Origin of the sequence: Oceanobacillus polygoni, assembly GCF_008304605.1 — a bacterium.
GTDB classification, from domain to species: domain Bacteria; phylum Bacillota; class Bacilli; order Bacillales; family Amphibacillaceae; genus Oceanobacillus; species Oceanobacillus polygoni.
On sequence record NZ_PIJY01000024.1, the window covers coordinates 434,013 to 457,134 of the forward strand.

19 protein-coding genes and 1 riboswitch are annotated in these 23,122 nt (G+C 40.3%); of the genes, 13 read left to right on the top strand and 6 right to left on the bottom strand.

Annotation, left to right across the window (positions count from 1 at the left end):
* On the bottom strand, nucleotides 1-524 hold a 524-nt coding region (locus tag F1560_RS11310; protein WP_149474774.1), incomplete at its 3' end, for a thioredoxin family protein.
* Nucleotides 525-891: 367 nt separating this feature from the next.
* Here F1560_RS11310 and F1560_RS11315 point away from each other — a divergent pair.
* The 4 genes from F1560_RS11315 to F1560_RS11330 all read left to right on the top strand — a co-directional run bounded on the left by F1560_RS11315 (nucleotide 892) and on the right by F1560_RS11330 (nucleotide 8,639).
* Entirely contained in the window at nucleotides 892-1,950 is a 1,059-nt protein-coding gene (locus F1560_RS11315) for a M20/M25/M40 family metallo-hydrolase (RefSeq protein ID WP_149474717.1), read from the top strand.
* 570 nt (nucleotides 1,951-2,520) lie between these two features.
* Nucleotides 2,521-6,810 (top strand): S8 family peptidase, encoded by a 4,290-nt coding sequence (locus tag F1560_RS11320; RefSeq protein WP_149474718.1) that lies wholly within the window; start codon nucleotides 2,521-2,523, stop codon nucleotides 6,808-6,810.
* Nucleotides 6,811-7,080: 270 nt separating this feature from the next.
* Nucleotides 7,081-7,227: riboswitch (FMN riboswitch) on the top strand.
* Nucleotides 7,228-7,377: 150 nt separating this feature from the next.
* Nucleotides 7,378-7,962: an ECF transporter S component gene (locus F1560_RS11325; protein WP_149474775.1), complete on the top strand. Its 585-nt coding sequence runs from the start codon at nucleotides 7,378-7,380 to the stop codon at nucleotides 7,960-7,962.
* A gap of 236 nt (nucleotides 7,963-8,198) precedes the next feature.
* Nucleotides 8,199-8,639, top strand: a complete 441-nt coding sequence (locus F1560_RS11330) for a cell wall hydrolase (RefSeq protein WP_149474719.1) — start codon at nucleotides 8,199-8,201, stop codon at nucleotides 8,637-8,639.
* A 143-nt stretch (nucleotides 8,640-8,782) separates the two neighbouring features.
* Here the strand turns inward: F1560_RS11330 and F1560_RS11335 are convergent, their stop codons facing one another.
* Both F1560_RS11335 and F1560_RS11340 read right to left on the bottom strand, forming a co-directional pair.
* Complete coding sequence (locus F1560_RS11335) at nucleotides 8,783-9,136, bottom strand: TraR/DksA C4-type zinc finger protein (protein ID WP_149474720.1); 354 nt, start codon at nucleotides 9,134-9,136, stop codon at nucleotides 8,783-8,785.
* Between the two features lie 114 nt (nucleotides 9,137-9,250).
* Nucleotides 9,251-10,186: a 1,4-dihydroxy-2-naphthoate polyprenyltransferase gene (locus tag F1560_RS11340; protein WP_149474721.1), complete on the bottom strand. Its 936-nt coding sequence runs from the start codon at nucleotides 10,184-10,186 to the stop codon at nucleotides 9,251-9,253.
* 272 nt (nucleotides 10,187-10,458) lie between these two features.
* Between F1560_RS11340 and F1560_RS11345 the strand changes: the two genes are divergently transcribed.
* From F1560_RS11345 to ytkD, 9 genes are all read left to right on the top strand, one after another.
* Nucleotides 10,459-11,844: an isochorismate synthase gene (locus F1560_RS11345; protein ID WP_149474722.1), complete on the top strand. Its 1,386-nt coding sequence runs from the start codon at nucleotides 10,459-10,461 to the stop codon at nucleotides 11,842-11,844.
* 6 nt (nucleotides 11,845-11,850) lie between these two features.
* Nucleotides 11,851-13,605 carry a 2-succinyl-5-enolpyruvyl-6-hydroxy-3-cyclohexene-1-carboxylic-acid synthase gene (gene menD / locus F1560_RS11350; protein WP_149474723.1) on the top strand — a complete coding sequence of 585 codons (1,755 nt, stop codon included), beginning with the start codon at nucleotides 11,851-11,853 and terminating at the stop codon, nucleotides 13,603-13,605.
* Nucleotides 13,598-14,419: a 2-succinyl-6-hydroxy-2,4-cyclohexadiene-1-carboxylate synthase gene (gene menH / locus F1560_RS11355; protein ID WP_149474724.1), complete on the top strand. Its 822-nt coding sequence runs from the start codon at nucleotides 13,598-13,600 to the stop codon at nucleotides 14,417-14,419. Before menD ends, menH begins: the two co-directional genes overlap by 8 nt.
* A 43-nt stretch (nucleotides 14,420-14,462) precedes the next feature.
* On the top strand, nucleotides 14,463-15,281 hold the full coding sequence (menB, locus tag F1560_RS11360) for a 1,4-dihydroxy-2-naphthoyl-CoA synthase (protein WP_149474725.1): 819 nt from the start codon (nucleotides 14,463-14,465) through the stop codon (nucleotides 15,279-15,281).
* Between the two features lie 101 nt (nucleotides 15,282-15,382).
* Nucleotides 15,383-16,834 carry an o-succinylbenzoate--CoA ligase gene (locus F1560_RS11365; RefSeq protein ID WP_149474726.1) on the top strand — a complete coding sequence of 484 codons (1,452 nt, stop codon included), beginning with the start codon at nucleotides 15,383-15,385 and terminating at the stop codon, nucleotides 16,832-16,834.
* A 285-nt stretch (nucleotides 16,835-17,119) separates the two neighbouring features.
* The gene (locus tag F1560_RS11370) at nucleotides 17,120-18,733 is read left to right on the top strand and encodes a mechanosensitive ion channel (RefSeq protein WP_245347614.1); all 1,614 of its coding nucleotides are present in this window, start codon (nucleotides 17,120-17,122) and stop codon (nucleotides 18,731-18,733) included.
* 95 nt (nucleotides 18,734-18,828) lie between these two features.
* Nucleotides 18,829-19,149, top strand: coding sequence for a hydrolase (locus F1560_RS11375; protein ID WP_149474727.1), 321 nt, complete (start codon nucleotides 18,829-18,831; stop codon nucleotides 19,147-19,149).
* Between the two features lie 115 nt (nucleotides 19,150-19,264).
* Complete coding sequence (locus F1560_RS11380; protein WP_149474728.1) at nucleotides 19,265-19,825, top strand: hypothetical protein; 561 nt, start codon at nucleotides 19,265-19,267, stop codon at nucleotides 19,823-19,825.
* Between the two features lie 18 nt (nucleotides 19,826-19,843).
* Complete coding sequence (gene ytkD, locus F1560_RS11385; RefSeq protein WP_149474729.1) at nucleotides 19,844-20,317, top strand: RNA deprotection pyrophosphohydrolase; 474 nt, start codon at nucleotides 19,844-19,846, stop codon at nucleotides 20,315-20,317.
* Between the two features lie 70 nt (nucleotides 20,318-20,387).
* On the opposite strand, the gene F1560_RS11390 is transcribed toward ytkD, so the two are convergent.
* Genes F1560_RS11390 through F1560_RS11400 form a run of 3 tightly spaced genes read right to left on the bottom strand, consistent with a single transcriptional unit; the run spans nucleotide 20,388 to nucleotide 22,981 of the window.
* Entirely contained in the window at nucleotides 20,388-21,188 is an 801-nt protein-coding gene (locus F1560_RS11390; protein ID WP_149474730.1) for an ABC transporter permease, read from the bottom strand.
* Nucleotides 21,181-21,978 carry an ABC transporter ATP-binding protein gene (locus F1560_RS11395; RefSeq protein WP_149474731.1) on the bottom strand — a complete coding sequence of 266 codons (798 nt, stop codon included), beginning with the start codon at nucleotides 21,976-21,978 and terminating at the stop codon, nucleotides 21,181-21,183. Before F1560_RS11395 ends, F1560_RS11390 begins: the two co-directional genes overlap by 8 nt.
* Nucleotides 21,979-21,991: 13 nt before the next feature.
* Nucleotides 21,992-22,981: an ABC transporter substrate-binding protein gene (locus tag F1560_RS11400; protein WP_149474732.1), complete on the bottom strand. Its 990-nt coding sequence runs from the start codon at nucleotides 22,979-22,981 to the stop codon at nucleotides 21,992-21,994.
* Nucleotides 22,982-23,122 lie beyond the last annotated feature (141 nt).

Here is a 23,122-nt window from a genome sequence, read left to right on the forward strand (position 1 = left end):
TTATACACTGCAACCCAAAAGTCATGGTTATCGCGATAGGACTTCGATATAAATAAATACATTTCCTTTGCTTTTTCATCGTAATCTTCCGCATCCTGTGGAGGCAGGGCGGCTCGAGAATGGTCGACAAATTGTTGAAGTTCCGCTGCACGTGGTCCCCATTTAGCTACTTCTTCTCCATTTTCATTAATGAAGATGAAAATAGGAATGGAACGCGCTTTTCCATTTGTTAAGTATTGGTCCATTAATTCTAAATTTTGGTCGCGCAAGAGCATCCGAACTTGAATATCAGTTGCCTCAGATAACTTTAATAAAATAGGGATATTCAGCATCGCATCTCCACACCAATCCTCGGTCAAGACGATGGCTCGAAGATTTTTTTCGCGGATTTCATCAAAAAATGCTTCATCAGCTGGTAAGGAAAAATGATCATAAATATGCAGTAAATCTTCTTTGTTCTTTTCCATGGATTCAATATAAGCGTCTGGATTCAATCCTTTTTCAAAGCCTTGATTAAGATGCATAAGCAAACACTCCTTTTAGATGTTGTTCGAAAAGTCCTTTTACGGATACGTACTGAGTAAAATTGTAAGGCTAAAATGATGATACGTAAACAAATGTGCTCTTTTTTTAGGTGGTAAGTTAGTATAAGAATTTGGCAGTAAACTTGATTTATACATAAACAGCCACGTCTGGCTCCAGCGCCCAACAACTAGCAAACTTCACACTCTTCCACTACGATAAGCGGGCCAGACTTGGACCTCGTCGTGTTTCCTTTATCTCATTGCGGAGTCTCCAGTTTGTACGTTGCTAAACGGGCGCTTGCGCCTTTGATCCAAATTTTGCTATCATGGAAATTAGTTGGATGAATAGCCTGAGGAGGTAGTATGGATGACACAAATAAATCAGCAGTTTTTACTGGAATTATTAAACACGCCATCTCCATCAAGTATGGAAATGGAAATTCAGAGGAAATGGATTAGCTATGTAAAGGATTTTGCCGATGAAATGCGTACTGATAATGCAGGCAATGCCATTGGTGTATTAAATCCGGACGCTCCTTTTAAAATTTTGCTTGCAGGGCATTGTGACGAAATTGCACTTGTAATTAACCGGATCGATGAGAATGGTTACTTGCATTTTGATAAAATGGGTGGTATCAACCCAAAGGCAGCGGTTGGAATGCGTGTAACTGTGCTTGGATATAACGGTAATGTAACTGGTGTTATCGGTGTGAATGCACAGCATCATGGTGGACTGAAAAATGACTTTGAACTATCGGATTTGTTCATCGATTGTGGCTATAAATCCAAAGAGGAAGCTGCAAAGCACGCGCAAATCGGAGATCTCTGTGTATATAAAACAGAACCAGAGATTTTAATGGGTCGCTATATTGCTGGACGTGGTTTGGATAATCGAACTGGTGCATTTATTGTTGCAGAAGTTCTGAGACAGCTTTCTGAAAAAGATATTAACGTTGGTGTTTACGCAGTAAGTACAGTAAATGAAGAAACCAATATGGGCGGAGCGTATTTTGCTGCTGCTGGAATTGAACCGACAATGGCAATTGCATGTGATGTGACGTTTGCAACAGATTACCCTGGCGTTAATAAAAATAAACATGGTGATATTACCCTTGAGGGTGGTCCTGTTCTTGCAAAAGGGGCACCAATCAATATTAAGATTAATCAGATGCTGGAAAAAACAGCGAGGAAGTTAGATATGGATGTGCAATATGAGCTGACACCACGCATGACAGGAACGGATGCAGACAAAATGCGACTAACGGGGAAAGGTGTACCCGTTTCTTTAGTGTCACTCCCATTGAGATATATGCATTCGCCTGTTGAAACATCGAGTATCCAAGATATCAAACAAGAAATTGAATTGATTGTAACGATGATTGCTGATATGACAGGAAAAGAGAGTTTAAATCCATTGGATGATTGAGTTTAGTAACGATTATGAAGTTATAGCTGCTTTCAAAAAGAGCCGATAGCCCCTCATACGGGGAGCTGTCGGCTTTTTTTGACCCGAAAAATAAAAGGGTTAAAAAGTCCTGATAAATATGAACCGATATTACAAAATACCTCTTATCACAGCGTCACATATAGTGTAATGTCCTTGTTTTCCACACTAAAGAAAAAAACCTCTTCTATATTTCCTATTTACTAGTAAAATAGATTTATTTTTCATGTGAAAATAGCGTTATGAAAACGTCCCCTACTATAAGATCCATGTATATCAATCATTTATTGAACGTGTATGTAAGAACAGAGTGAATAGTAATTGTTGTTAATTAGGAAAAATTGGTACTAATTATTCAATTGTGAAAATTCGGATTAATAATGACAATAATCGACAAAATTCATTCTATCTATCTACTATACTGACATTAACAACGAGATTCTACAACTATCGGAAATTGGAGGGGATCGACAAGTTTCTTGAAAAGGAGGGCAAGGGGTTTTTTAGAACTTAAGTGAATGTACTGTTCGAAAATTGAGGGGAGGAAAAGATTTGAGAACAAAGAAAAAGCGGCAGGTAAAGGCGTTCAGTATGGCAGCAACTTTTTTAATGGCATTTTCTATAATTACACCAGGTGTGACATTGGCTGAGTCGCAAAGCAAACCGCATTATTCGCTAAATGATTCCAATAAGGTTGCAGAAGCAAAGGTAAGTGAGCGTTTACTAACTGAATTTAAAGATGATGAAAAACTGACATTTCTTGTGAAGTTCAATGAAATTGCAGAAGTAGAGAAAGCTGCTTCAGAAGCAAAAGCAAATGCTGCGAAGGCGAATCTCTCTGCACAAAAAGTAGAGCATATCAGCCGATCTGCAGTTATCTCTGAGTTAAAAGCAACTGCACTCAGCTCCCAGCAAAATGTGAAAGCATATTTAGAGCAGGAAGTAGAGAATGGAAAAGCGGAGAATATTCAAACATATCACATTGTGAACGGGATTGCAGTTACAGCGACAAAGGAAGTCGCAGAGAAAATTGCAACCTTCGCTGAAGTAGAAAAGATTCTTCCGAATGAAACACGTGAGTTATATACAACCGTTACAAAAGATGCAGAGACACCTAAATCCGAAATTGCAAATGTGGAGTGGAATGTTGAACGTGTTGGTGCTCCGGCAGTTTGGGATATGGGATTTGATGGATCGGGTGTCGTTGTAGCGAGTATTGATACAGGCGTACAGTGGGATCACCCTGGGTTAGAAGATCAGTATCGTGGTTATGATGCTGCAACTGGTGAGGTAGACCACACGTACAGCTGGTATGATGCAACAGCAAATGAAGATGTGCCTTACGATGACCAAGGACATGGTACACATGTAACTGGAACAATGGTAGGTAGTGAGCCAGATGGATCCAATCAGGTCGGTGTAGCACCAGGTGCACAGTGGATTGCTGTTAAAGCATTTACAGCAGCAGGCGGAACCGATGTCGATTTACTAAATGCAGCAGAGTGGATTCTAGCTCCAAATGGAGATGCAAGCATGGCGCCAGATGTTGTTAATAACTCTTGGGGCGGTGGACCAGGTCTGGATGAATGGTATCGTGATGTTGTTATCGCTTGGAGAGCAGCAGAAATCTTCCCAGAGTTTTCAGCGGGAAATACAACGTTATTTAATCCAGGTGGGCCAGGATCGATTGCAACACCGGCAAACTATCCTGAATCGTTTGCAACTGGAGCAACTGACATCAATGATGCTTTAGCAAACTTTTCATTACAAGGTCCTTCACCATATGAAGGCGATATAAAGCCGGATATTTCTGCTCCGGGTGTAAATATTCGCTCGACTGTACCAGGTAGTGGCTATGAAGGCGGATGGAATGGAACATCGATGGCAGGTCCGGCTGTATCTGCAGTCGCAGCTCTATTAATTCAAGCAGATACTAGCCTGTCAGTGGACGAGCTTGAAGAAATTTTAATGCAAACTGCAACACCATTAACAGACGGTACATTCTCAGAATCACCAAATATGGGATATGGCTATGGATTAGTTAATGCATATGATGCTGTGTCTTCTGTCGTAACTGGCCTTGGAAGGCTAGAAGGACAAGTTACGAAAGAGGGAGAAGACACAGAAGCACCAACATTTGAACACGACGCACCAAGTGAAACGTATGCAGGAATGAATTTGGATCTTGCAATCGACGTTTCTGATAATATCAGTATTGCTTCAGTTGAAGTCGTTTATGGAGATGGCGAATCGGTACAAGCGAGTCGTGTGTCAGGTGACTATAAATCTGGTGAATATGTTGCAACTATTCCAGGTGAAGCGATTACTGGTGATTCGTTTTCCTATCATTTAGTCATCAATGACTTCGGAAACAATGAAGTAACAAGTGATAACTATGAAGTAACGGTATTACCAGGAATTACAGTAGGATATGCTGCAGATTTTGAAACAGCTCCAGCGGGCTGGACAATTTTTGGAGAAAATAGCAGCTGGGAAAGAGGTATTCCGACTTCGGGACCTGGAGAAGCAGCTTCTGGTGAGTATGTATATGCAACCAATCCAGAAGGGACATACAACAATAACGAAAATGGAACACTTGTGATGCCACCTATTGATTTGCCAGAAGGAGAATCCTATCTACAATTCAATCAGTGGTATAACATCGAAAACAACTGGGATTTTGGTCATGTGTTTATTTCCACTGATCAAGAAGAGTGGACACAACTAGCACGGATAACCAACACATCTGATGGATGGGAAGCTGCAGAAATTGATCTTTCAGAGTATGGTGGTGAGCGTGTCTATATAGGATTTAACCTTACAACGGATGGTAGTGTGCAACGCGATGGCTGGTATATTGACGATGTCACTTTAGCTGACACATCAAACAGCAGCAGTGCATCACTTGGTGTTGTCCCTGCTAAAGGAAAAGCAGCCGAAAATGCAAAAGCAGATAAAGATGCTATGAAGAAAGAAAAGGTGGATCCGAATAAAATAACACCAGAAAAATCAACGAAAGAAAGTGAAGCAAATAAAGGTGAGTCCATTCATCCGACGTTGCTTCCGCTAGGCGCTCAAGTAAGTGTACTTGAAAGTGGGCGTACTGCAAATACGGATCCTGCAACTGGAAGTTATTCATTGCTTCACGGAGCTGGTGACTTCACAGTAGTTGCTGAAGCATATGGCTTTCATTCAGAGGAACAATCCGTAACGCTCGAAAATAATGGTGTAGCAACGACGAACTTTACATTAGAAGAAATTGATCAATATACAGTAAGCGGTACAATCACGGATGAAAACACTGGGGAAGCAGTAGAAGGAGCGACAGTTCTGATCGTTGAGGATGCAAATATTGCGCCTGCAGAAACGGATACATCAGGTAGCTTCACACTTACTGCTTATCAAGGCACATATACGTTGAAGGTTTTAGCTGCTGGTTACCACGGTAAAGAAGTTGAAGTTGACCTTAGTGAATCAGATGCAGAAATCAATGTAGAACTTGAGCCTTTTTATACGGTTCCAGGTGGAGAAATTGGCTATGATGATGGTACTGCAGAGAATGCACGTGCATTTTATGATGCTGGCAATGGCTGGGCAGTGAAGATGTCATTACCTGAAGGCCAAGAAACTGCACTTGTTACAGAAGGTGTATTCCAATTCCATGATACGGACTGGCCAAGCCCAGGTGGAACAGAGTTCGCTGTTGAAGTATGGGATGCTAGCGGACCAGATGGATCACCAGGTGAAAGAGTAGCTGGTCCAGTAGATGCCGAAGCAATTAGAAGTCTGGATGAATGGACAGTAGTTGATTTATCTGAACATGCAATCCAGGTTGATGGCGATTTCTATATGGTTTACATTCAAACTGGAACAAATCCAAATGTGCCTGGACTTGCAACTGATGAAAATGGTCCAAATGCAGAGCGCAGTTACCAGTATGTTGGTGGAGCATGGTCACCATCTCCAGCTGCAGAGGGTAACTATATGATTCGCGCGCGTGTAGCATATGGAGTAGAAAATCCAGTTATCACCTCACCAGAGGAGGATTTCATTACAAATGAAACAGAATTAACAGTGGAAGGTACTGCTTCTGCAACGACCACGGTTCAATTGCTGAATAATGGGGAAGAAGCAGGGACTGCTGAAATTGATGAAGACGGTACGTTCGCTCTGCCAGTAGAGTTAGCGGAAGGTGAAAATGAATTCCAAGCTGTATCATTACTTGATGATGTACAGGTCGGAGAATCCGAAACCGTTACAGTAACCTTGGATACAGAAGCGCCTGAATTAACCATTGATACTCCTGCAGATGGCGATAAAGTAAATCGTGAAAGTGTAACAGTCGAAGGAACAGTTGCTGATGAAAATCTTGACTTTGTCGAGGTAAATGGTCAAGAAGCAGCGATAGAGGACGGAAGCTATTCGAAGCGAATTTTACTTGACGAAGGTGAAAACACAATTGAAGTTGTAGCAGGTGATCTAGCTGGAAATTCAACAACCGAGTCCGTAACAATTGCGGTTGATTTTACAGCTCCTGAAATCGAAAATCTAACACCAACAGAAGATGTTCATATCAATGCTGGCGAAAGTGTTAAGTTTGAATTTGATAGTGAGCCTGGATTAAAAGCAACATACTTTATCCATATGCCACTTACAAATACAACGGCTAATGCGACAGAGCTACCAATGATGGAAACATCTGAAGGACATTATGAAGGCTACTGGACAGCAACAAGTAGTGTCGTTGCTGAGGGAGCAGTCATCGAAGTTAAAGTAGTAGACGCTTTCGGTAATGAGACACGGGAGCAAGCAGATGGTAAGTTATTTATTAATGTAGAATAAGAAAAAATGCGGGGCGCATGCGCCTCGTTTTTTTTGTGCGGTTGGAATGGAGCTAAAGTAGTACTTAATGGAGCCAAAATATTTATTATGGAGCGTTAACAATAGAAATCGAGTCATAAAATAAGGAGATTTGTAACTTACTGAAAAGCTTGGAGTCATAGGAGGGACGCTCGATAGATTGGTTACATACTGCTTCAAATTAATTCCGAGTTTTTAACTTGCATTGCCAGAAAAATAGTGTATAATAAATTTAACAATTAAATAATCGATTCCAATCTTCGGGGCAGGGTGAAATTCCCGACCGGCGGTAATAAGCAGAGATGCTTTAAGTCCGCGAACTGCAAGGCTGCTTGCCATGCGGTTGACCTGGTGCGATTCCAGGACCGACAGTTACAGTCTGGATGGGAGAAGATGTCGAGCCTGTTTTGGTGCATTTTTGCGCCATTATTTGACTATGATTAAATCAACCCTAAAGCCTCTTTTAAGCTTTAGGGTTTTTGTGTCTGTTAGGCTAGTATCCTTCATCACGAGAGTGGAATCGATAAAAGATGAAGGAGGATTTAGATGATGCGTAACACAAGCAAACAATCATCAAATTTATTAAAACTTATTATTTTAGCTTTATTGGGGACAATTTCACTTTTATTGTTTTTCTTGAATTTCCCACTACCATTTTTACCACCATATTTAAAAATTGATTTTAGTGATGTACCAGCATTAATGGCTTCACTCATTTTCTCGCCACTTGCCGGTGTAATTGTTGTAGCGGTGAAAAATTTACTCTATATTGCTGTATCTGGAGCAGGAGATCCAATTGGTGTTGCAGCAAATTTCCTTGCAGGAGTTATGTTTGTCGTACCAGTTTCGATTTTATACCATAAATATAAAGGTGTTAAGAGTATCGTTTCAGGGTTAGTAACAGGAACGCTTATTATGGCAATTGGAATGAGTGTGCTAAATTACTTTATCATTCTTCCAGCATATGGCTGGTTTATGGGCTGGGAAATGACAAATCAAGTAATTTGGGTATCCGTCATAGCTGGTGTTCTGCCATTCAATATGATAAAGGGTATTATCATCGCATTATTATTTGTACCATTATTTATAAAAATGCATAGCTGGATTAAGCAGCAACAAGCGAAATTTATATAATAATTAAAAGCTAATCTCTATCGAAGAGGTTAGCTTTTTTGTATGGCAAGAAAACAGAACTTGATTAAAGTTACTTCGCGTGAAACTCAAACAGATGAATTTAAAGTGTCTTCAATTAGAATTGAACGGCTTAGCGGTTACATTTTACCTTCCGAAAAGGTCTTTTTCCTAAGCGTTCTTCTAAACAATGACATTAATACAAGCATTCTCTCATACTTTATTCAAGAGGTGGTAAAATGGCAAGAATTGCTTACCGAGATGCAGACATTGACTTAATGGCAAGGATGATGAGAGCAGAGGCTGAAGGTGAAGGCAAACAAGGAATGCTTTATGTAGGAAATGTTATTGTTAACCGCGTTGTAGCAGATTGTACGGACTTTAATGATTTGAGAAACATTGAAGACGTTATTTTTCAAGTACAAGGTGGTAATTATTCTTTTGAAGCCGTTCAAAAAGGGAATATGTTTTATCAACGAGCAAGAGATTCTGAAAGAAGATTAGCTGAACAGAATATAAAGCACTGGAGAGAACATCCAGCAAAATATGCACTTTGGTATTTTAATCCATATGCTCCGTGCCCTCCAACATGGTATGATCAGCCGTTTTCTGGTCAATTTAAACTACACTGTTTTTATGAACCAGCACCTGGGACATGTGAAAGTGTATACATGGGATGACTATTTTGCTAATGCTAATTTTAGATGGGGAAGTTGGAAGTAACGAACGAAATAAAAAGGCTCAGAGATAAAATTCTCTGAGCCTTTATTGTATATTGTGCCTTACAAGTAATGTCCTTCTACTTCATTGAAGAGGAGGATCATTATTCTTCCTCCACCAAATTCCGGGCAGTCGGCATAACTTCTAGCCGTTCAACAGGAATCGGTTTACCTGACTTTTCACTAATTCCATATGTTCCGTCTTCAATTCGACGAAGTGCAGCATTAATTTCCTGGAGGCGATCTCTAAGCATAAGGTTCAATCCTGCGTCACGCTGTTGTTCGAATTGCTCTGTTCCCATATCTGCTGGGTGATTATCATAATTCGCCAGTTCTTGAACCGATTCATTCGGACCGGTTTTATTTTCGGTTTGGATTTCTTCTTCGGTTTCTTTCTTCAGCTGTAATAGCTGTTCTTTAAAATAGTCTAATTTCTCCGTGCTAAGTGGGTTACTCATGTACATCCTTCCTTTCGTTTGGAGGGTAATATAACTTTCCTACCTGTAACTAAAGCATCCGCCTAAGTCTTGGGGGATGTCGAGTTTACTAAGATGTGATGGTACCGGCTTAAGCTAAATAAGCTCTGCAAGAAGCAGTGAGATCCCTAGTAAAAGTCCATAAATGGTGTTTGTTTTCGCAGTTGCTGCCATCGCAGGCATCATCTCAATGGCTGCCCGTTTTCCGCGGAACTTGCGGATAGCTTCACGTGCCTTAAAGCCACTTAAAAATGTTAATAATGACCAAAATGGCAAGATGCCAAAAATAATGAGCAATGCTGTAATACCATATGCCACGAGCATTAATACAGCAAGCAATGTGATTGATTTTTTCCTGCCGATCAGAACTGCAATTGTTTTTCTGCCACCGAGCTTATCGCCGTCACGATCACGAATATTATTGGAAAAATTAATGCTTCCGATTAAAATCGTAATGGGAATTGAAATCCAAATCATGGATAGTGATACTGTACCAGTTTGGATGAAATAGGTAATCCCAATAATTACTGTTCCCATTAGAACACCAGAAAATAATTCACCAAAGGGTGTGTAGGATATTGGAATAGGACCTCCTGTATATAAATAACCGAAAGCCATACATACTAAACCAATAACTGCAATCCACCAGCTGGAAGCGATACAAATATAAAACCCAATTAGAATGGATATTCCATAAAAGATGAAAGCTAAGTTGCGTATTTTTTTCGGAGCAATTCCATCTCGAACGATTGTCCCGCCAATGCCAACGGAATTGTCGTTATCTAATCCGCGCACGAAATCGTAATATTCATTAAACATATTTGTTGCAGCTTGAATGAGTAAGGATGCAATAAGCATTGCTAAAAATAAGAGCCAATCAATTGTACCTTCATTAAAAGCGATCATCGTTCCGGCGAAGACCGGAACAAAGGAGGCTGTTAGTGTATGTGGACGCATAAGTCTCCACCAGACGTGAAATCCTTCACGTTCGTTTAAAGCTTGTTTAATCGTTGTTTTTTCTGTAGATTGCATCAAATAGTTCCCCCTGCAAATTATCAATAGATATCATATTAATTCTAGCAAATAAAAGGAGGGTGTCAATCTCTTCTAGCTGTTATTCGTGTCATATTTTGACAAGATAGGAAGGTTTTAAACGTACTACTCGTATAAAGGCATTCCCCAAAGGCCTTGGTGGACGGCAAGTTTTCTAATCAAATATAGAGCCTTTCCTTGAGAAACTAGCGAGCATAGCATAAAATAGATAGGATGACACCTTTAAAGCGTCACTGTGGAGGTTAATATAGATGATTGAAATAAAAGAGGATCAAATTGCATCATTGCTCAAGGAAGCGATCGAGCAGCTTCGGACAGAAGACGATCGTAGACTTGTTAGTTTTACAAAAAAAATAGCGACAGCAAATCCGCTACAGTTTTTTGAAGCAGCAAAGCATATTCGTGAAAATCGTGCGTTTTGGACAAGCTCATCGCAAATGCTTTGGCTTACTGGCGTTGGAACCGCATTTGAAATGGGAGCAGATGAATCCCGTTTTGAAGTGATCGAAGCAGCGTGGAACAAGATATTAAACGAAGCATATATCCATAATCCATACGAGGTTCCGGGAACTGGAATTGTTGCTATTGGTGGTATGTCATTTGATCCGGAAAATACACAAACTGAATTATGGAAGAAATTTCGTCCTAGCCAATTTAGGATTCCTGAATTTTTACTTACCAAATATGATAGCTCGTACTATTTAACGATAAATGTGTGTGTAAGAAAAAATGATCATGCGAAACAGCTAGCTGAAGAGCTAAGGCTGATTGAGCAAAAATTACTTACAGAGCGTGCACTTCCAGATCACGGTCTGTATATTCAAGACGAAAACGAAATGGATTCCGATAAATGGATGGATATTGTTCGACGGGCGACAGAAGAAATTCGCAAACAGAACGTAGAAAAAATCGTACTTGCTCGTGAATTACGTCTTACATTCAATCGTCGTGCAGATATTTCTCCGGTTCTAAACAATTTATTGAAGACACAACCAAATAGTTATATTTTTGCATATGAAATTGGGGACGATTGCTTTGTTGGCGCAACCCCAGAAAGACTCGTCAAAGTGGAGAAGAACAAACTTTTATCCACTTGTCTAGCAGGAACTGCGCCACGTGGGGAAACAAAAGAAGAAGACATGAAAATTAGTGAAGCGCTGCTGAATGATGAAAAAAATCGTCAGGAGCATGATTTTGTGGTGCAGATGATTAAACGTGGAATAAAGGATTACTGTACACAGGTAGCGATTCCGGATGAGCCAATTGTTCGCCCTTTCAAAAACTTACAGCACTTGTATACTCCGGTTACTGCACAACTAAAGGATGGCTATACGATTTTAGATATTGTCAAGCAGCTGCACCCGACTCCAGCGCTTGGTGGAAGTCCGAAAGAGGAGTCGCTTGCATTTATCAGGGAACATGAATTACTTGACCGTGGCTGGTATGGCGCACCAATCGGTTGGATGGATAGCTCTAACAATGGAGAGTTTGCGGTTGCGATTCGTTCTGCACTAATCCAAAAGAATCAGGCATCGCTATTTGCTGGCTGTGGAGTTGTGAAGGATTCAGATCCACAAAGTGAGTATGAAGAAACAAAAATTAAGCTTCTTCCTATGCTTACCGTTTTAGGAGGATAAAAGTCAATGGATCATATTGAAAATTTAACGCGTTATACAGCAAATGTTATTGATGAATTTGTAAAAAATGGAGTAACCGATGTCGTCATCTCGCCGGGATCACGTTCTACCCCGCTTGCACTAACGTTTACAGAGCATCCGGACATCAAAGAGTGGGTCGTAATTGATGAGCGATCTGCTGCTTTTTTTGCAATGGGAATCGCGAAACAATTGGACCGTCCGGTTGCGCTTGTCTGTACGTCCGGAACGGCAGCGGCTAATTATTTTCCAGCAATTGTTGAAGCCTATTATAGCCGAGTGCCATTAATTGTTTTAACAGCAGATCGCCCACATGAGTTGCGTGATGTTGGTGCTCCTCAAGCAATTGAACAATTAAAGCTTTACGGTGACTACCCAAAATGGTTTCATGAAATGGCACTTCCTGAAGCAACACCAAATATGCTCAGTTACGCACGTAATAAAGCGGCTCGTGCAGTGTATATGGCAAACGAGGGAAACCCAGGTCCTGTCCATTTGAATTTTCCGTTTCGTGAGCCGCTTACACCCGACTTTACATTGGAAAACATATGGGAGAATCCGGCAATGCCAACTGAACTGCAACCGGTGAGCTCAGTGATGGATGGAGAGAAGTATTTATCTGAGCAACAAATAGAGTTGCTTAATCAGAAATTAGCAGATGGAAAAAAAGGACTTATTGTCTGCGGTCCACAAACCGATAAGCGTTTTGCTCAAGCGATTACGGAACTTGCATTGAAATGGAAGCTGCCGGTTTTAGCTGATCCCTTATCCCAAGTTCGCGCAGGCAGCCATGAGAAGGATCATGTGATTGAGGCATATGATGCTTTCCTAAGAAATAAAACGATACGAAAGCAGCTAGAACCTGATTATATTATCCGTTTTGGTGCAATGCCAGTTTCGAAGGCATATCTTTTTTATGTAAAAGAGCATGCACAAGTGAAGCAATACATTGTTGAGGGAAGTAGCGGTTATCGGGAGCCAACGGGAAATAGTACGGAGTTTATCTTCGCTGACCCCGTAATGCTTTGTCGAGCAATACAATCTACATCATCTATAAATGAGGTGGATCTGAGCTGGTTAAATCGTTGGCAGGAAATGAATCTGATATCAAAGAAACACCTTTTAAGCGGCAAGGAGTCTGCAATAACAGAAGGAGAGGTCGTACGGGGTCTCTGTGAAGTCATTCCGGATGAAAGCACGCTTTATGTAGGGAATAGCATGGCAATTCGCGATGTAGACACCTTTTTTATGACAACACCGAAGCGGGTGCGGATTCTTGCTAACCGAGGTGCAAATGGCATTGATGGTGTCGTATCTAGCGGTATTGGAGCTGCTGCGACAGGGAAAACCGTGACACTCTTAATTGGTGATCTTTCCTTTTTCCATGACATGAATGGGCTTCTTGCTGCGAAACACTACAAGCTCAATATAACGATTTTACTTGTTAATAATAACGGTGGTGGTATCTTTTCGTTTTTACCACAGTCCAATGATAAACGACATTTTGAAGCATTATTTGGAACACCTGTAGACATTGAGTTTAAAAAAGCGATTGAAATGTACGGTGGGGAATATGCACAAGCAATGACAGAAGATCAGCTGAAAGACCTGCTTGCCGCGAGTTATCAGCATGAAGGACTTTCTGTTATTGAAATTAAAACAGATCGTACAGAAAATGTGACATGGCATCGAGAAAAATGGAATGCAATTGAACAGGAAATTTTACAGGATTGGGATGGGTGAATTGTATTACACGATTGGTCAATCAACGTATTGGTATGAAGTAGATGGAGAAGGGATCCCGATCGTCATGCTTCATGGATTTACAGGGAGCACAAAGACATGGCAGCATGTGAAAAGTGCCTTTGGGTCAGGCTATCAAATTATTGCCATTGATCTGCCAGGGCATGGAAAGACAGAAGCAACACACGTTAAAACAATGGAAATGTGCTGTGCGGATCTACATGCGCTATTTCAATCCCTTGGGTTTGAAAAAATCCATTTGGTCGGTTATTCGATGGGTGGGCGAACGGCGCTATCCTTTGCAATGACCTATCCTTCTATGATTCAATCGTTAATATTGGAAAGTGCCTCACCAGGAATAGCGGATGAAGCAGAACGACATTTACGAGTTGCGGCCGATGAAAAGTTAGCCGAGCGGATTGAGCGGGATGGCATACAAGCCTTTGTTGATTATTGGCAAGATATCCCATTATTTGCTTCTCAAAAAAACCTTCCGCTTCGAATCCAGCAAGCCATTCGCCGTGAGCGCCTTACGCAAACTGCGGAAGGCTTATCACAATCATTACGTGCAATGGGAACTGGCGCTCAAGGTTCTTGGTGGGACCGTCTAGAAAGCTTTGAACGACCGGTGCAACTCCTTGTTGGAGAGCTTGATCCGAAATTCATTGCAACGAATAAAAAGATGCACGCTGCATTAAAATCGAGTAAGATGATTGTATGTGAAGATGCTGGACATGCAATTCATGTGGAAAAACCTGAAATCTTTGGTAAACTAATAGAAGAGTTTATCGATTCGGTTACGGATAAAAAATGATCGGATAAACTACATAGCAATTATTTTCAAGGAGGATTTAAATATGGCAGTGCAATGGGAAAAAGTAAGAGAATATGAAGAAATAATTTATGAAAAATATAATGGAATTGCAAAAGTATCGATTAATCGCCCGCATAAGCGTAATGCGTTTACACCATTAACCGTACAGGAAATGATTCATGCATTTTCCGATGCTCGTGATGATTCCGAAATTGGCGTTATTCTTTTAGCTGGTGAAGGGGATAAAGCATTTTGTTCCGGTGGTGACCAATCCGTTCGAGGACATGGTGGATATGTTGGAACAGATACAATTCCACGCTTAAACGTACTTGATTTACAACGCTTAATTCGTACGATTCCAAAGCCGGTAATTGCGATGGTCTCTGGCTATGCAATCGGTGGTGGACATGTATTGCACGTTGTATGTGATTTAACGATTGCTGCGGATAATGCAATCTTTGGTCAGACTGGACCAAAAGTAGGTAGCTTTGACGCCGGATATGGTGCAGGCTATCTTGCGCGTATGGTTGGTCATAAGCGTGCTCGTGAAATTTGGTACTTATGCCGTCAATACAATGCAGAAGAAGCATATGAGATGGGAATGGTAAACACTGTCGTACCTCTAGAAAAACTAGAAGAAGAAACAATCCAGTGGTGTGAAGAGATTCTAGAGAAATCACCGACTGCACTACGTTTCTTGAAAGCATCCTTTAACGCAGATACAGATGGATTAGCTGGATTACAACAGCTTGGTGGGGATGCTACGTTGCTTTACTATACAACAGAGGAAGCAAAAGAAGGACGCGATGCTTTCAAAGAAAAAAGAAAGCCGGACTTCAAACAATTCCCACGTTTCCCTTGATCGGTGTTTAATAGTGAAAAACCTTTGCTTCAAAATGGCAAAGGTTTTTCACTTTATCTGAGCGAGAAACGTGCTGAAATATGAGGTAAGGAGAATGAAAAATGACAGATACGATTCCTCATTGGTTATCCAAACAAGCAGATCTATCACCAAGCCATCCAGCAATTGAATTAGATGACGGAACGATTGTCACGTTCAGTGAACTAAAAGAAAGCAGTCAACGTTTTGCAAGGAAATTAACACATCTTGGAGTTGAAAAAGGAAGCCATGTCGGTATCCTGTCTACAAACCAGATTCCGATGTTGATTGCTATTCATGCTCTAAGTTATCTTGGTGCAGTCGGTGTCCTCCTCAACACGCGACTAACAAATGAAGAATTAAATTATCAGCTGAAGGATGCAAATGTGTCTTTCCTTTTAACTTCCGTTTTGTTAAAAGAGCAAGCTTCCATGCTAGATGTAGAAATAACCCAGTCCTTTTTTGATATCGAAGCATTGCCAGAGAAGGAAACGCCACTGGAGACCGAAATCAATTTAGAAGCTGTTTTTACGATTATCTATACATCAGGAACCACTGGTTTTCCAAAAGGTGTTGTTCATACATATGGGAACCATTGGTGGAGTGCAGTTGGCTCTGCTTTAAATCTAGGACTCCAGAAGCATGACAAGTGGTTAATCCCACTGCCAATCTTTCATGTAAGTGGATTATCAACCTCGATAAAGAGTGTCATATACGGGATGCCGATTTATCTATTAGAAAAATTTGATACGAAAACTGTCCATAACGCATTGATGGAGAAGCAGATTACAATTGTATCAGTCGTTACGATGATGGTTCAGCGACTCCTCGATGAGCTTAGCAAAGCAAGCTACCCAAAGGAATTAAGGTGTTTATTACTCGGTGGCGGCCCAGCGCCAAAAGCCTTACTAGAGCGAGCGAAGGAAAAAAATGTGCCGGTTTTTCAGTCATACGGCATGACAGAAACTGCTTCCCAAATCGTTACACTGAGTCCAATGGATGCGTTGGAAAAGCTAGGATCTGCAGGGAAACCGTTATTTCCCGCCCGGCTGAAAATTGAAAACCAAGCGGACGCCCAAGTTGGTGAGATATTTGTAAAAGGTCCAATGGTCACAACTGGATATTATAATAACAAGAGCGCAAATGAAAAGTCGATTCAAGAAGGCTGGCTAGCTACGGGTGATTTGGGCTATCTCGATGAGGAAGGCTATTTATACGTTGTGGACCGCAGAAACGATTTGATTATATCAGGTGGAGAAAATATTTATCCATCGGAAATTGAAGGTGTATTAAGCGGAATGAAGCAAATTAAAGAAGCTGGGGTAACGGGAAGAAAGGACGAAACGTGGGGACAAGTTCCTGTTGCCTTTATCGTTAAAGGGATGGAAGTAAGCATGGAAGAAATTAAGGCATACCTCCAAACACGCTTAGCTAAATACAAGCAACCGAAGGAATTTTACTTTGTAAAAGAGCTCCCAAGGAATGCAGCCAATAAGCTTGTTCGTAACAGATTAATTCAAGAACTTAATAAATAATGTTTAAAATTTGCTCCCGTCAGGTATATATAATTGCAAGTTCAAAAGGGAGGATGAAAAGGACCGAGAAGTTCGAGGCGGCGTAGCTTCGAGTCCGGAACGTATGCAATTAATACGTGAGGAACGGAAAAGCGAGCCAACGAGCTTCCACAGGATGTGGTGACTTCGACGTTCGACACAGGACGTGTCGGTAGTTAGTCGAAGGTCTACTGTTCTCGATGCGTCATTTTCACCGGACTTTTTGAACAACCATATTATTATATTCTTGAAGGGAGCATCTGTTTTATGGAAAACTTTATGGATCAGTATTTCACATCAAGCTTTATGCAAGGGTTACAAAATTTTGTTGTAGCTCTTCTTATATTATTGGTTGGTTGGCTTATTGCCAAAGCAATCGGAAATGCTGTTGAAAAAGCATTTGCAAAGACCGATTGGGATGATAAATTAATTCAAAAATTTCGCATGAGTGATAAAGAAATAAATACAGAGAAGGTAATTGGAAAAGTCGTGTATTACATACTTCTCTTAATCGTATTTATTTTGTTCTTTAATGTTCTCAATTTGAATATGATTGCGAATCCGCTTTCTGACTTGATTTCTACTTTCTTAAGCTTAATCCCAGCCGTATTAGCTGCAGCATTAATCCTTTTATTTGCATGGATTGTTGCTAGCATTGCTAGATGGCTCATTGTTGAAGGTAGCAGAAAGATTAATTTACAGCATCTGTTTTTCAAATTTAAAGTTGCAAAAACAGAAGAGCAAATTAAACATTATATAGATACATTCGGGAAAATTGTATTTTATTTAATTTTATTGTTGTTCATTCCAGGTGTATTAGACGCACTGAATATTCAAGGGGTCGCTGAGCCGTTTAGTGGGCTATTATCATCGATTCTTGTATTTATTCCGAAATTAGTTGCAGCTGCAATTATTTTTGCTGTTGGTTGGTTTGTAGCGAAAATAGTCAAAAACATCGTTACGAATCTTCTTCAAGCTGTTGGTTCTGAGAAATTAATGAACCGTTTGAAGCTTTCCAAGCTTTTTGAAGGAACAAGCTTTGCTGCATTTGTAGGACAAGTTGTCTTTATTGTCATTATGATTCCAATCGTGATTGCTGCATTGGAACAATTAGAGCTAAGGGGCATTACAGATCCAGCAATTGGTATGCTGCAGACGATTATGACGATGGTTCCTAGTATATTAATAGCCATTGCTCTTATCCTTGTTGGTATCTGGTTAGGAAAACTAATTGGTGGATTTGTGGAAGATTATTTACAACGTCTAGGTTTTAACCGATTAGCTATACAACTGCATATTGGTGGAAAAAGCATTTCTGCCAACAGAATGACACCTTCTGCAATTGCAGGATATATCGTGCAAATTTTAATTGTCTTTTTCTTAACGGTTCAAGCGTTAAATCTTATTGAGCTTCATTTCTTAGTAGGAATCGCAGCAGCAATTACAGCATACTTGCCAAATGTGCTTGCAGCAGTCCTCATACTAGGTGTTGCGATTATTTTAGCGAATATCGTTCAAAAAGTGTTGGTTAATCTTCTCGATGGTCCAGCAGCTAACTTACTTGCTATGTTTGCGAAGTATTCGATTCTCGTTCTCGCAGGATTTATGGCATTAACACAATTAGGAATTGCATCAACGATTGTGAATGCAGCGTTTATTCTCATCCTTGGCGGCCTTGCGTTAGCATTCGGACTTGCTTTCGGTCTAGGTGGAAAAGAATTTGCAGCTAAATACTTGCGTAAGTTTGATAAAACGATGGATGAAACGGTAGTAAAAGCACACATTAATCGTCAGGCAGAGGATGATATTGAAGATGCAGAAGTTAATCCAACAACATATACAGAAGAAACGATTGACGACACAGACCCAGAGAGACCGTAATCTTTTCTGCAAAAAGAGCATCTGCACATACTGCAGATGCTCTTTTTTTGGTTATTTTTCTTTAGATGAGCCAAATTAATGGTAGGAGGTGTCTTATGGAAAAAGAAAAGTATTATGTATGTATACCTGCAGGTGAGATTTCACAAGTACGTTTTGGGAATAATGATGATTTTACAATCTATGCGACGACAGAGGAAGTAGCAATGCTCCGAGATAAGCTAAATAATATGGACAATGCTGGGTGGGGTACGTATATTCGTGCGCATATACCAATCATGCTTTATCATAATGATAAAGCGAATGACGCTTATGATGATAACTTGACAGAGGTTTTTGAAATGATTTACAAGCTTGGAGATGAAAAAAGTCGCTTCCATATTGAAGAAATGGGAATATTAGGGGATAATCATATGTAGACAAGTATTGGAATATAATTCTATAAATGTGTTTAAGCACCTTGGAAAAAAGGAATAGTTTACCACGAAACAATTTTCAATAAATAATCTATTAATAACCAGGGAGGCTTTTTATATGAAAAAAAAGCAGCACGGCGCATTACGGTGGATCGTAACAGTTGCAATCCTTGCAAGCATTATTATGATCAGTAATACAATAGATGTAGAGCATGTAAATGCTGATAACCAACAGAAAGTGATAACTTCTCAAATGAAGGAGAATCCTGTTCGACAACACGAATCAGCCTTAACGCATGAGGATGTCGTTGCGCTTACGAATACATTTATGGATATTCTCGTTCAAGATGTCGATAACGATTATAAAGTGATTCAATTCCAGAGAAAAGCTGAATTATTACATGCATTTGAACAAGTTGCAACTAAAGATGTTGCCAAAGATTTTGTTGATTTTTATTACATGGAGGAATCAGATGGGATGTATATATTACCAACTGAAACGCCACCATGGTTTATAGAAGAAAATGATTATGATATGATAACAATAGATGCTTCAACCGTGAAGGTCATGCAGGAGAATACAACAGATCTTTATGGTGATTACAAGGTGGAATTTGAATTTACCTATGATAACGGTTGGAGAATAACAGATATTAACTATCATCAGTTTTTCGTATAATGAAGGCAGTTGAATGACTTGATAACGTTTAGGGACTACTACAACAATGAAGTAAAGCTTTCCTTTGATGATCACCCTTTTTCTGAGGACCCAAGGCATGTTTGGGTGATATGCAGGTACAAGGGGAAGTGGTTACTGACAAAGCATCGGGAACGCGGATTGGAGTTTCCAGGTGGTAAGGTGGAAGAGGGAGAAACAGCGAGGGCTGCTGCTGTTCGAGAAGTAATGGAAGAAACTGGTGGAACAGTGCAGGAAATAACTTATATTGGACAATATATGGTGAATGGTCGCAAAGATATTGTCATAAAAAATGTTTACTATGCGATTGTGGAGGAGCTTACAGAACAAGAAACCTATTATGAAACAGAAGGGCCAGTTTTATTAAAGTTTATCCCGAGTAGAGTGAAACAAATGAGAAAGTACAGTTTTATCATGAAAGATGGCGTATTAGAGAACTGTATGGATTATTTGAGACATCATAAAGTGAAATGAGAGAAGATCAAATCGAATGGTTTGGTCTTCTTTCTTTTTTAGAGAATAGGAAACACATAGCAATGTCTTGCTATGTGTTTCGATTTCGGATTAACCAACGTTCTAATTTCTCCACGAGCTTATACATGATCGCTGCCAAAACCGCAATAATAACGAGACTGGACATAACAAGTGTGAAATCAAATACTTGGAATCCGTAGATAATTAAATAGCCTAGTCCTTGCTTGGAAACAAGATACTCCCCGACAATAACACCGACCCATGAGAGCCCAACATTAACTTTAAGTGTAGAAATCATTGCTGGCATTGCTGCTGGGAAGATTGCTTCCTTAAAACATTGCCATCTCGATGCTCCAAAGCTACGTAGTACTTTTTCATAATTGGGATCGACTTCGTTAAAAGCAGAATAGACGACAAGTGTTGTGACAATGACGGATATTATAAACCCCATCGCAATAATCGATAAATATCCTGGACCAAGTGCAACGATTAAGATTGGCCCAAGCGCTACTTTAGGCATTGCGTTTAATACGACGAGATAGGGACCCATAATGTTAGCGAATCGAGCGGACGACCATAGTGAAGTGGCAATAAGGATTCCGCCGATTGTTCCGATAATGAATCCGATAATAGTTTCAAACAAGGTTACTTGTAAGTGGTTAAAAATCGATCCATTTGCAAAGCGTGTGACAAGTAAATCAAAAACTTTACTTGGTGAACTGAATAGAAGCGGATCGATCCAATACAGACGACTTGCTATTTCCCAAAGCGAAAAAAAGGCAATAAGGATTGTTAGCTGCCAAAAGAGTACGATTTTTTTCTCTCGCTTCAACCCACGCTTGTAATTTTCAAATAAGTGGTGATCATTCATTTGGAATCTCCACCACCTTTTGCTGTGATTCTTTCGATTCTAGTTCATCCCATATTTTATCGAAAATTAGTTGATACTTTGGATGTCTTCTTACTAGAAATGGTACTTCATTGCGAAGTTCAATTGGGACTTCATAGATTTTTGCGATCGATCCGGGATTGGCATTCATCATAAAAATTCGATCACTCATTGCAATAGCTTCGCCAATATCGTGTGTAACGAGTACTGCAGTTTTATGATAGCTTTTTAGCAAATCTGCAACCAAATCCTCTAAGTTTAGCTTCGTTTGGTAATCAAGTGCGGAAAATGGCTCATCGAGCAACAGTATCTTTGGATTATTAATCAGTGTTCGGACCAATGCTACACGTTGTCGCATTCCGCCAGAAAGCTCACTTGGATATTTCATCTCAACATCTTTCAATCCGACTTCTTTCAATAGCTGTAACGCTTTTTTCCTTAAATCATCTGTCTTATTACCGTTGATTTTTGGCCCGAGTAAAACATTATCAATAATTGTTTTCCATGGGAATAAATAATCCTGCTGAAGCATGTAGCCGATTTCCATTTCAGATTCAGTCGTTGATTTTCCTTGCAAGGAAACCGTACCTTCCGTTTGCTGAATAATTCCTGCAATGATGGATAGGAGCGTTGATTTACCGCAACCGCTTGGGCCTAGCAGGGAAATAAACTCGCCTTCTTTCACAGCCATGGAAATGTTGTCGAGTGCTTTTGTATAGCTTTCCTTGGAAAAATAATGATGGGAGACATGGTCCAACGTCAGAAATGACACAAAATCTCCTCCTTTAATCAGACATTACTCTCTCAGCGTAATCCGTGTTCACTAAATCTGTGTACGGAACATCTGCTGGAAGTTCGCCAGCTTCATCCATAATCGCTTTTAAATTTTCCCATTCTTCTTCATCTAAAACCGGATCGGTAGCGAAGGAGTCCTGGCTTTTGTAACGATCAATCGATGCTGCAAGCATATCTAAGTCTGTGTCTTCAAAATAAGGCTCAATGACTTTAGCAATTTCTTCTGCGCTATTTTCCGCAACCCATGCCTGTGCTTTATAAATCGCACGGGTGAATTTCTCAACCGCCTCGTCATTTTCTTCCATGAAACTTTGTTTCGTCATGAAAACCGTATATGGAACTTTGCCAGATTCTTCACCGAAGGATGCGACAATATGTCCCTGGCCTTCATTTTCTAAAACACTCGCGGTCGGTTCGAACAGTTGAACATACTCATAATCACCAGATGCAAATGCACCAGGGATATTGGCAAAATCAATATTCTGTACAAGATCCAAATCTGCATGTGGATCAATACCATGATTCTTTAAAACAAATTCGCCAACCATCTGTGGCATCCCACCAACACGCTGTCCTAAAAAGTTACTGCCCTCTAAATCCTTCCACTCGAAATCAGGCTGTGGCTCTTTTGCTACTAAAAATGTCCCGTCCGTCTGAGTTAGCTGCGCAAAGTTAATCGCATAATCTCTCGAGTCCTGAGCATACACATAAATGGAAGTTTCCGATCCGACGAGCGCAATATCTGCTCCACCAGAAAGCAGTGCAGTCATTGTCGTATCTCCACCCCATGTCGTCTGCAGCTCCACTTCCAGTCCTTCTTCCTCAAAAAAACCTTTCTCAAGCGCTACATATTGTGGTGCATAAAAGAGGGAGCGAGTGACCTCTGCTAAGCTAATTTTAGTTGTCTGCGCTGAATTACAAGCAGAAAGGAAAATGAGGAAAACAACTGTTACAACAGCACTAAATTTAATTTTTCTCATACATTTCGTTCCTTTCAAAATACGTGATAATTTGTCAACACAGTTTATGCGAAATTGAAAAATGTGTGAATGCCTAGTTGTGGAGGATTGGGATAAGTCTTGTGAAGTTGTACGGTGTGATTGTGCATCGGGAATCTGGAT

What these genes read in the sequence shown, in the direction of transcription:
- F1560_RS11390 (WP_149474730.1), bottom strand. Translation starts at nt 21,188, where the DNA reads ATGAATGATCACCACTTATTTGAAAATTACAAGCGTGGGTTGAAGCGA.
- F1560_RS11345 (WP_149474722.1), top strand. Translation starts at nt 10,459, where the DNA reads ATGATTGAAATAAAAGAGGATCAAATTGCATCATTGCTCAAGGAAGCG.
- menD (WP_149474723.1), top strand. Translation starts at nt 11,851, where the DNA reads ATGGATCATATTGAAAATTTAACGCGTTATACAGCAAATGTTATTGAT.
- F1560_RS11325 (WP_149474775.1), top strand. Translation starts at nt 7,378, where the DNA reads ATGCGTAACACAAGCAAACAATCATCAAATTTATTAAAACTTATTATT.
- menH (WP_149474724.1), top strand. Translation starts at nt 13,598, where the DNA reads ATGGGTGAATTGTATTACACGATTGGTCAATCAACGTATTGGTATGAA.
- F1560_RS11380 (WP_149474728.1), top strand. Translation starts at nt 19,265, where the DNA reads ATGAAAAAAAAGCAGCACGGCGCATTACGGTGGATCGTAACAGTTGCA.
- F1560_RS11340 (WP_149474721.1), bottom strand. Translation starts at nt 10,186, where the DNA reads ATGCAATCTACAGAAAAAACAACGATTAAACAAGCTTTAAACGAACGT.
- F1560_RS11365 (WP_149474726.1), top strand. Translation starts at nt 15,383, where the DNA reads ATGACAGATACGATTCCTCATTGGTTATCCAAACAAGCAGATCTATCA.
- F1560_RS11335 (WP_149474720.1), bottom strand. Translation starts at nt 9,136, where the DNA reads ATGAGTAACCCACTTAGCACGGAGAAATTAGACTATTTTAAAGAACAG.
- F1560_RS11370 (WP_245347614.1), top strand. Translation starts at nt 17,120, where the DNA reads ATGGAAAACTTTATGGATCAGTATTTCACATCAAGCTTTATGCAAGGG.
- F1560_RS11315 (WP_149474717.1), top strand. Translation starts at nt 892, where the DNA reads ATGACACAAATAAATCAGCAGTTTTTACTGGAATTATTAAACACGCCA.
- F1560_RS11330 (WP_149474719.1), top strand. Translation starts at nt 8,199, where the DNA reads ATGGCAAGAATTGCTTACCGAGATGCAGACATTGACTTAATGGCAAGG.
- menB (WP_149474725.1), top strand. Translation starts at nt 14,463, where the DNA reads ATGGCAGTGCAATGGGAAAAAGTAAGAGAATATGAAGAAATAATTTAT.
- F1560_RS11400 (WP_149474732.1), bottom strand. Translation starts at nt 22,981, where the DNA reads ATGAGAAAAATTAAATTTAGTGCTGTTGTAACAGTTGTTTTCCTCATT.
- F1560_RS11375 (WP_149474727.1), top strand. Translation starts at nt 18,829, where the DNA reads ATGGAAAAAGAAAAGTATTATGTATGTATACCTGCAGGTGAGATTTCA.